The 9295-nt window shown below is 36.5% G+C and carries 10 protein-coding genes; 4 read left to right on the plus strand and 6 right to left on the minus strand.

The window, feature by feature from the left end:
* The first annotated feature begins 53 nt into the window (after window positions 1–53).
* On the plus strand, window positions 54–1160 hold the full coding sequence (dprA, locus tag AACZ92_RS02470; protein WP_339696712.1) for a DNA-processing protein DprA: 1107 nt from the start codon (window positions 54–56) through the stop codon (window positions 1158–1160).
* Here dprA and trpS read toward each other — a convergent pair.
* Window positions 1157–2125, minus strand: a complete 969-nt coding sequence (gene trpS, locus AACZ92_RS02475; protein ID WP_339696714.1) for a tryptophan--tRNA ligase — start codon at window positions 2123–2125, stop codon at window positions 1157–1159. The genes dprA and trpS overlap by 4 nt on opposite strands.
* A 109-nt stretch (window positions 2126–2234) precedes the next feature.
* Here trpS and AACZ92_RS02480 point away from each other — a divergent pair, with 109 nt between their 5' ends.
* Window positions 2235–2975, plus strand: coding sequence for a lysophospholipid acyltransferase family protein (locus AACZ92_RS02480; RefSeq protein ID WP_339696717.1), 741 nt, complete (start codon window positions 2235–2237; stop codon window positions 2973–2975).
* A gap of 107 nt (window positions 2976–3082) precedes the next feature.
* Here AACZ92_RS02480 and AACZ92_RS02485 read toward each other — a convergent pair whose 3' ends face one another.
* The 5 genes from AACZ92_RS02485 to AACZ92_RS02505 form a co-directional block, all read right to left on the minus strand.
* The gene (locus tag AACZ92_RS02485; protein ID WP_339696720.1) at window positions 3083–4657 is read right to left on the minus strand and encodes a hypothetical protein; all 1575 of its coding nucleotides are present in this window, start codon (window positions 4655–4657) and stop codon (window positions 3083–3085) included.
* A gap of 30 nt (window positions 4658–4687) precedes the next feature.
* Window positions 4688–5212: a sigma-70 family RNA polymerase sigma factor gene (locus AACZ92_RS02490; protein ID WP_339696723.1), complete on the minus strand. Its 525-nt coding sequence runs from the start codon at window positions 5210–5212 to the stop codon at window positions 4688–4690.
* 122 nt (window positions 5213–5334) lie between these two features.
* On the minus strand, window positions 5335–6342 hold the full coding sequence (gene recA, locus AACZ92_RS02495) for a recombinase RecA (protein WP_339696725.1): 1008 nt from the start codon (window positions 6340–6342) through the stop codon (window positions 5335–5337).
* 156 nt (window positions 6343–6498) lie between these two features.
* Window positions 6499–7017: a T9SS type A sorting domain-containing protein gene (locus AACZ92_RS02500; RefSeq protein WP_339696728.1), complete on the minus strand. Its 519-nt coding sequence runs from the start codon at window positions 7015–7017 to the stop codon at window positions 6499–6501.
* Window positions 7007–7366 carry a hypothetical protein gene (locus tag AACZ92_RS02505; RefSeq protein WP_339696730.1) on the minus strand — a complete coding sequence of 120 codons (360 nt, stop codon included), beginning with the start codon at window positions 7364–7366 and terminating at the stop codon, window positions 7007–7009. Before AACZ92_RS02505 ends, AACZ92_RS02500 begins: the two co-directional genes overlap by 11 nt.
* Before the next feature lie 154 nt (window positions 7367–7520).
* Between AACZ92_RS02505 and AACZ92_RS02510 the strand changes: the two genes are divergently transcribed.
* The gene (locus AACZ92_RS02510) at window positions 7521–8552 is read left to right on the plus strand and encodes a rhodanese-related sulfurtransferase (protein WP_339696732.1); all 1032 of its coding nucleotides are present in this window, start codon (window positions 7521–7523) and stop codon (window positions 8550–8552) included.
* Between the two features lie 88 nt (window positions 8553–8640).
* On the plus strand, window positions 8641–9295 hold a 655-nt coding region (locus tag AACZ92_RS02515), incomplete at its 3' end, for a PSP1 domain-containing protein (RefSeq protein ID WP_339696734.1).

Consider the following 9295-nt stretch of genomic DNA (forward strand, 5'->3'; position numbering starts at 1 on the left):
AACAACTTAAAAAAGTGTATTTTTAACTACTCCCCGATTGCATATGTAGCCTTATGTTATCACAAAAAGAATTACTTTACACCCTTGCCTTACAGCGTACTCCTAATTTGGGCGATACGTCTGCTAAAAAATTATTGCGTGCCGTAGGTTCTGCGGAAGCTATTTTTAAAGAGAAAAAGCATAATTTGCTAAAAGTAGATGGAATAGGGACCTTTAAGCTGAAAGATCTCAACGAAAATCAACAACTTACAGAAGCTGAAGCTGAACTCCGTTTTATTGAAGAAGAAAAAATTAAATACAGTTACTTTCTTGATAAAACCTATCCCGAACGCCTGAAACACTGTTTGGACGGTCCGATTCTGTTTTTCCATAGCGGAAACATCGATTTAAAGAACAAAAAAATTATTAGTATCGTGGGTACTCGAAAAGCAACAACCTACGGAAGTGTTTTATGTCAACAATTAATTGAAAAATTAGCGCCACTTAATCCAGTTATTGTTTCTGGCTTTGCCTATGGAGTCGATATTACCGCTCATAAAGCGGCAATGGACAATGGATTGCAAACCGTCGCGTGTTTAGCACACGGGTTAAATCAAATCTATCCAAAAGTACATAAAAAGTATGTTGCAAACATGGAGAAAAACGGCGGCTTTATCACCGAATTTTGGAGCGATGACCCTTTTGACCGAAACAATTTTTTAAAGCGTAACCGTATCATTGCTGGTTTATCTGAAGCTACCATAGTCATAGAGTCTGCTGAAAAAGGGGGAAGTCTTGTTACCGCTGATATTGCAAATTCTTATAACCGAGAAGTATTTGCAGTACCCGGCCGAAGTACCGATAAGCAAAGCCAAGGATGCAATAACTTAATTAAAACACAACAGGCACATTTGCTAACCAATGCTGCTGACCTCATCTACCAATTAGGATGGGAAGTAGAAGATAAAGACAAAACACCACAGCAAACTCAACTTTTTGTTGAACTGACCGAGGAAGAGAAAAAAGTCTATCGTTTTTTAAAGGAAAAGGACAAAGAGTTGTTAGATATTATTGCGCTAGAATGCCAAATTCCTACTTTTAAGGCCGCAACTATTTTGTTAAATATGGAGTTAAAAGGTGTCGTGCGGCCGTTACCGGGCAAATTGTTTCAGTTAATTTAGTATCCTACCTTTTTACGAACGCGTTTCAACACCTCATCAGCTACTTTTCCTGCTTTTTCGGCTCCAACTTTTAACGCTTCATCGATTTCATCTAAATTGTTGATGTAGTGATTATACTTAGTGCGTTCTTCAGAAAAGGTTTCGGTTATCAGTTCAAAAAGGGCTTGTTTGGCGTGACCGTAGCCGTAGCCACCGTTTTCGTAATTACCGCGCATTTCAGATACTTGTTCAGGGGAACCTAACAATTTATAAAGTGCAAACACATTACACGTATCTGGGTTTTTCGGTTCTTCTAAAGGTGTACTGTCAGTATCAATACTCATTATTTGCTTCCGAAGTTTTTTATCAGGCAAAAAAATATTGATAAAGTTATTGTTCGATTTACTCATTTTTGAACCATCGGTACCGGGAATAAGCTTAGTGTTTTCTTGAATTTTCCCTTCAGGCAGCACAAAAGTTTCGCCCATTTTAGCATGGAAACGGGAGGCGACGTCGCGCGTCATTTCAATATGCTGCAATTGATCTTTTCCTACGGGAACAACTTCGGCATCATAAAGTAAAATATCGGCTGCCATTAACATTGGGTATGTAAATAAACCTGCATTTACATCTTCCAAGCGATCAGCTTTGTCTTTAAAAGAGTGCGCTAGTGTTAATCGTTGGTACGGAAAAAAGCAACTTAAATACCAAGAAAGTTCTGTTGTTTGTGGCACATCACTTTGACGGTAAAAAACTACTCTATTTATGTCTAATCCAAAAGCTAACCAGGTTGCTGCAACGCTGTAGGTGTTGTTTCGTAACGTTTCAGCATCTTTTATTTGCGTTAGGGAATGCATATCGGCAATAAACAAAAACGATTCATTTTTAGGGTCGTTTGCCATGTTTATTGCAGGTTTGATGGCTCCTAAAATATTTCCTAAGTGTGGCGTTCCTGTGCTTTGTATTCCTGTGAGTATTCTAGACATAATAATTTCCCGAAAAAACGGGAATCTATTTTAATTAATAATCGATTTTCAGCAAAGGTACTTTTTTTACCTTTTTGATACGCCTCAAATCATTACTTTTGGCCTTTGAATGAAAATAATAAACTACTTCTTAATTTTTTTATACCGTATTTGGTTCTATATCCTTCTTTCGGTACCTATTATTATACTCTTCCCAGTACTATTGATAAGTATTCTCCGTGAAAAGTGGTATCCGTTCTTTTTTGCTTTGGCGCGGTTGTGGGCGACCATTATTTTATTCGGGATGGGTTTTATTCCTAAAATAAAACGCGAAACCCGATATAAAAAAGGACAAAGTTATATGTTCGTGGCGAACCACACCTCGATGGCCGATATTATGTTGATGCTGTATGTAACCCGAAATCCATTTGTATTTGTAGGAAAAAAGGAATTGTCTAAAATACCCATTTTCGGCTTTTTCTATAAACGTACATGTATCTTGGTAGACCGTAATAATCCCAAAAGTCGGCTAGAAGTTTTTAAAAGGGCACAAGATAAATTGAATCAAGGGTTAAGCGTTTGTATTTTTCCTGAGGGTCGTGTTCCAGACGACCTCACTATAGTTTTGGATACATTTAAAGATGGGGCTTTTCGTTTGGCAATAAATCATCAAATTCCTATTGCACCGATGACGTTCCATGACAATAAAAAAAGGTTTTCCTATTCTTTTTTATCAGCTAGTCCAGGTAAGATGCGGGTGAAAGTTCAAGAAACCTTACCCACTAAAATATTAAGTATGGAAGATAGGCGGATGTTGAACCATACTACACATAGCATAATAGAAGAGGAGCTACTTAATCCTACGATATAAAAAAACCGTCCTATGGCGAAGAACGGTTTTCTTTAATCATGTTTGGCATCACCCAAACCTAACCAACTAAAAAATGTGCCAATTAAACTTTAAAAATTGGCACTAACCTAAAACTTAAAACTCAACCCGCTATACAGGCCAATGTAATATGGTTTAAATCCTACAGATGAGTCTGTGTATGGATTAAGTTGATACTTAAACATAGGTTCAACATTAAACTTTAATCTTTTACTAATTTTATAATCAAAACCAACTCCTACATTCGTAGTGAAACTTAATGAATTAAGGTTGTTAGCTTCTCCTAATACACTCCTAAAACCGCCATCTTCAACTGAAATCTCATTATTACCTAAAAAGAGTGTACTTACCCCGCCAATCATATTAATGCCAAAGCGATTGTTTAAAAGGGCGTATTTTATTTCTAAAGGTACTTCATAATAACTAATGTCTTGTATAATTTGAGCGCTTCCACCGGTAGATTTTGGGTTGATAGAGCCAAATCCGTCCATCGGACTTATATTCTCCAAGGCTCCTTTGTCAGCAGCAATGACTATTTCTCCATTCCCATTGTAATCAATTGTTCTGAGTCCAAACGCCACAGGACCTGTACCCACATCTATACCTCCTGTTGCATAACCAAGATTTACATTGTTTACACCAGAACGTATGCTTAATCTATCTGTAATATTATACGCAACTTGAACACCGTAGCTAATATTAACGTCACTGTTTTGTGAATTATCTGCAAATGCAGGATCTATTGAAGACCCACCATTAAGAGAACTATAATAAACAGGTGCTACGTTAGGAGCTACATCCCATCTATTTTGTGGTTTTTTTGATGTAACAACAGCTTCTTCTACTTTTTTAGTGGCCTCAATTTCGTCAAAGATAGATTTCTTTTCAGTTTCTTTTATTACATCACTTTGTGTTTTAGCAGTAGCCGTTTCAACTTTATTTTCTTCGGAAATACTTTTCTCCTTATTGATTAGGTCAGTGCTTTTTTTCCGTTGTTGATTTGTTTGGTTTGAACTAGTTTTTTCAGAAGCGATGGCAGTATTGCTATCGTTTTTCGAACTATCTTTTAAATTTTTAGTATCCGTTTTCGAAGCAATTGCAACGGCCTTTTTGTCAGATTTTCTATTGCTTTTTTCAGTAATTATATTTGTTTTTTCAGAAGAAGACTTATAGTTTTTTTGATTTTTGATTTCTTCCGAAGTATTTTCAACAGCAACAGCAGATGTATTGTTTTGTTGTGAATTCAAGTTGTTGTTTGAAGCCTTGTTTGTATCTGAAGATTGTTTTTCGGTCGGTGTATTGTCCCCTGTTTTCTCTGTACTTTTCTCTGTTTCTGAAGCTACTTGTGTAGTATTAAAAATATCCTCTCCTGTTTTAACTTCTCCGTCTTTTTCTATTTCAGAATTCTCAATAATGTTGGTTTCTTCAGTTACCACGCTATTATTGGTTTCTTCGGTATTAAAAACTGAATTTCCAACAGTGAACAACAACGCCAATAAAGCAGCTACACCGCCTAGTTTCCACCAAAGTGGAATTACTTTCCGGTCTTTTTTCTTTTCCTGTAATTCTGCTTGAATATTATCCCAAACGTGTGGAGGTGGAGTCATTTCATGGTTTTTGAAACGCTCTTTAAAAAGCTCGTCTATGTGCTTTTTGTTTTTCATAGAGGGGAGTTCTACTTTATATACGTTAATTTAAGGGTTATAGTTGCCTATCTTATTCTTTAAAATTCCTCTTGCTCTTGCCAAGTTAGATTTAGACGTGCCATCGCTAATTCCTAACATTTCGGCTATTTCTTTATGTGAATAATCATCCAAGACGTATAATGTAAATACTAGTCTGTAACGATCTGGTAATTCTTGGATAATTTTCAATAAAAAATCCAACGGTACCGTTTCTGTTTCTACTGTTACTTCGTCTTCTTGTTCTATTCGTTCTTCATCATCTATATTGTAAATCTTTTGTTTACGATATTTTTGAAGTACAGTGTTGACGGTTACTCGTTTTATCCAACCTTCAAAAGAGCCTTTTGCTTTATACTGCTCAATCTTTTTAAAAATGGTAATAAAAGCGTCTTGTAAATTGTCTTCGGCTTCGGTTTTATTGGGTGAATACCGCAAACAAATGGCAAATAAGATGCCGGAATATTGTTTGTACAATGCTTCCTGTGCCTTACTGTCCTGCTTCTTACATTTTAGTATGAGCTCGTTTAAAGTCAAAATGCGGTACCGTGGTTATTGATGGTTATTACTTAATTACAGTGCAAACGATACTAATAATCAAGGCCCTACATACTGTAGATACCCTAATTTCCAAAAGGTTGCGTGTAGAATGTACCTTTTTATTCTTTAAGGGCTTTTATGGCGTCTTTTATTTTGGTTTCTAATTCTTCCATAAGTTCTGGGTTGTCTAAAAGCAATGTTTTAACTGCGTCACGACCTTGCCCTAATTTGGTTTCGTCGTAGCTATACCAAGAACCACTTTTTTTAATTATTTCAAAATCAACACCCAAATCGACAACCTCACCTACTTTAGAGATTCCTTTCCCGTACATAATGTCAAATTCAGCCGTTTTAAATGGTGGTGCTACTTTATTTTTCACAACTTTTACACGGGTTTTATTCCCTTGTACATCACTGTTTGAGTCTTTAATTTGAGTAGAACGACGAATATCAAGCCTAACAGAGCAATAGAATTTAAGAGCGTTACCACCAGTTGTGGTTTCTGGATTACCGAACATTATCCCAATTTTTTCACGTAGTTGATTGATAAATATAACCGTACATTGAGTCTTGCTAATAGAACCAGTTAGTTTACGCAAGGCTTGTGACATTAACCGAGCGTGAAGCCCCATTTTGCTATCACCCATTTCACCTTCAATCTCACTTTTTGGTGTTAATGCCGCTACTGAATCGACTACAATAATATCGATAGCACCACTTCTAATTAAGTTATCGGTAACTTCTAATGCCTGTTCCCCATTATCTGGTTGTGAAATTATCAAGTTTTCAATGTCAACCCCTAGTTTTTCGGCATAATAGCGATCAAAAGCGTGTTCTGCGTCAATAAAAGCGGCGATACCTCCTTTTTTTTGTGCTTCAGCAATAGCGTGTAAGGTTAACGTTGTTTTACCTGAAGATTCTGGACCGTATATTTCAACTACTCTTCCTCTTGGATATCCTCCTACACCTAATGCTACATCAAGTCCTAATGATCCTGTTGGGATTACATCTACTTCTTGTACTGCAGCATCCCCCATTTTCATAACCGTACCTTTTCCGTACGTTTTATCCATTTTATCTAGTGTAAGCTTTAACGCTTTTAATTTTGCTTCTTTTTCTTTGCTCATAGTGTGTGTTTTAGCTGTAAATAAGTCAGTAGGCTAAGGTACTATTTCTTTGCTTTTACTACAAAAGTAAAAACCCTGAAACTAATTTTTTTGTTAACAGAACTGAAATGAATTCTACATGACTATTTTTAAGGTAATTGTATTCTGAAGAAGACATCAAAATTTCATGAATTTTTGAGTAGACGTTTTTCCATTTTTATCTTCTATACTGATAAAATACATCCCTGAAGATAAATCAGAAACATCTATTGAGGTTTCATTTTCAAATTGAATGTTTTTTGAAACTACCGCTTTTCCTTGAATGGTATAAGTACTTAGGCTTAATTGTGAAGTTTCAAATTTTGTATTTTTTATAATCAGTTTGTCTTTTACCGGGTTGGGGTAGATGGAAAGCACTTTTTCTTTTTCAGAAGAACTGTCTAAAGTGCAGTCTTCAGAGTATATATAATCGGCTTGTATAAACCAGTTTGAATAAGGTGGTTCGTGATTATTAGCCGCAGCTTCGTCATCTACCATAACACAATTTAGCTTTGTTAACTCACAAGGTTCTCCCTCAAATTCGCAAGGAAATGTAACAGTTAGTATAGCATTGTTTCCATTTTTTACATTTAAATGTTCGAAATCTAAATTTTCACCATAGAGTATCTCAAGGTTTACATTGTTGCTAAAGTCCAAAGAAGAAAAAATTCATGGTAAAACCTACTGAATCCTCACCACAATAAAGTTCCTTTAATTCAACATTATTGCTTACATCAAGTGTTGTCAAATAATTAGCTGTAACATCTAAAATTTCTAGGGCTGTAAAATTTTCTAACCCGGTCAAGTCCTCTATTCCCCAATATGACACATCAAGCTCTACAACTTTTTCAATATCACTTGTAAGAACTTGCCCGTTTATAGTATCGTCGCTATCTATACCTTGGTCAATTAGAGCTTCTTCAAAATTTTCATCGGGAATAGCCGTTACTTGACAGATTGCACTTGTTGATATAAGCAAGCAGAGAAAAAAAAGTAATTTTTTCATCCTATTAAAATCAATTCGGTTGGTTAAAGAGGGAAGTCTCTACTAAAATACAAAAAATCATGAACATCATTCTTTTATTGCCAAAAACGAAGGGTTTGCTTATTTTTGCCGCACTATTTTTTAAATTATTCTTTTCACTCAAAAAAAGTATAGCATGCAACTGTACAACACCTTAAGTGCAAAAGAGCGGGCCGATTTATTGGAACAAGCAGGCGAAGACCGCTTGACCCTCTCTTTTTACCAATATGCCAAGATTGGCAATCCAGAACTTTTCAGAAATCATTTGTTTATCGCTTGGGACGAGCTGGATGTTCTAGGCCGTATTTATGTGGCACACGAAGGGATTAACGCCCAACTTTCAGTACCTGCCAAGAACTTCGGAAGTTTTAAAGAATTTATCGACGCTATCTATTTCTTGAATGGCGTTCGATTGAATATCGCCATTGAGCACGATTTGAAATCTTTCTTAAAACTGAAAGTAAAGGTTAGACCAAAAATTGTTGCAGATGGCTTAAACGATGAAACCTTTGATGTAACGAACAAAGGCGTGCACGTAGATGCTGAAAATTTCAACAAACTTATCGATGATCCCAACACGGTTTTAGTCGATATGAGGAACCACTACGAAAGTGAAATTGGTCACTTTCAAGGCGCCGTAACACCTGATGTAGATACGTTTCGCGATTCGCTGGACATTATTGAAGCCGATTTAAAAGACCATAAGGAAGATAAAAACCTAGTAATGTATTGCACTGGTGGAATTCGATGTGAAAAAGCCAGTGCTTATTACAAACACAAAGGATTTAAAAATGTATATCAACTTGAAGGCGGCATCATTGAATACGCTCGTCAAGTGGAAAATAAAGGCTTGGACAATAAATTTATTGGTAAAAACTTTGTGTTCGATCACCGTCGAGGGGAACGAATTACCGAAGACATAATTGCCAATTGCCATCAGTGTGGCACCCCTTGCGATACACATGTAAATTGTGCTAACGAAGCGTGTCACTTGCTTTTTATCCAATGTGAAGCATGTTCCGAAGCTATGGAAACCTGTTGTAGCACTGAGTGTAAAGAAGTTATTCAGCTTCCTTATGATGAGCAGAAAGAGCTTCGAAAAGGCATTCCGAATAGTAACAAAATCTTTAAAAAAGGTCGTTCAGAAAAACTAAAGTTTAAGAAGTAGGTTCTTCAATTATTGGTATCTTTACTTTTCAAGAGAATGTTTAATCTTCGTCTCGTTTTCTTTTGAAAATGAGCTATATATATACAATATGGGCTGTACAAGCTGTGCCACAGGCGCCAACGGACAGCCAAAGGGATGCAAAAACAACGGAACTTGCGGTACCGATGGCTGTAATAAATTAACGGTGTTTGACTGGCTTTCCAATATGTCACTTCCTGCCGATATGGAACCTTTTAAAGGAGTGGAAGTGCGTTTTAAAAATGGACGGAAACACTTTTATCACAATAACGAAAACCTCACCCTAAGCATGGGCGATGTGGTTGCTACCGAGGCGTCACCAGGTCATGACATTGGGATTGTTACACTTACTGGCGAACTGGTTCGTGTACAAATGAAAAAGAAAAATGAGCGCGTAGATATGGATGCGCTCCCAAAAATATACCGAAAAGCCTCTCAAAAAGATATTGATAAATGGCAGAGTTGCCGTGATAAAGAACCTAGTATTCAAAAGCAATCACGTGAGATTGCTATTCGCTTAGGCTTAAAAATGAAGATTAGTGATATTGAATACCAAGGTGACGGTTCAAAAGCTATTTTCTATTATACTGCCGAAGAGCGTGTAGATTTCAGACAATTAATCAAAGAATTTGCCCGCACATTCAATACCCGTATCGAAATGAAACAAGTTGGTTTCCGTCAGGAAGCAGCACGTTTAGGCGGTATTGGCTCGTGTGGTCGTGAAT

This window comes from uncultured Marixanthomonas sp. (assembly GCF_963974425.1).
Classification (GTDB): domain Bacteria; phylum Bacteroidota; class Bacteroidia; order Flavobacteriales; family Flavobacteriaceae; genus Marixanthomonas.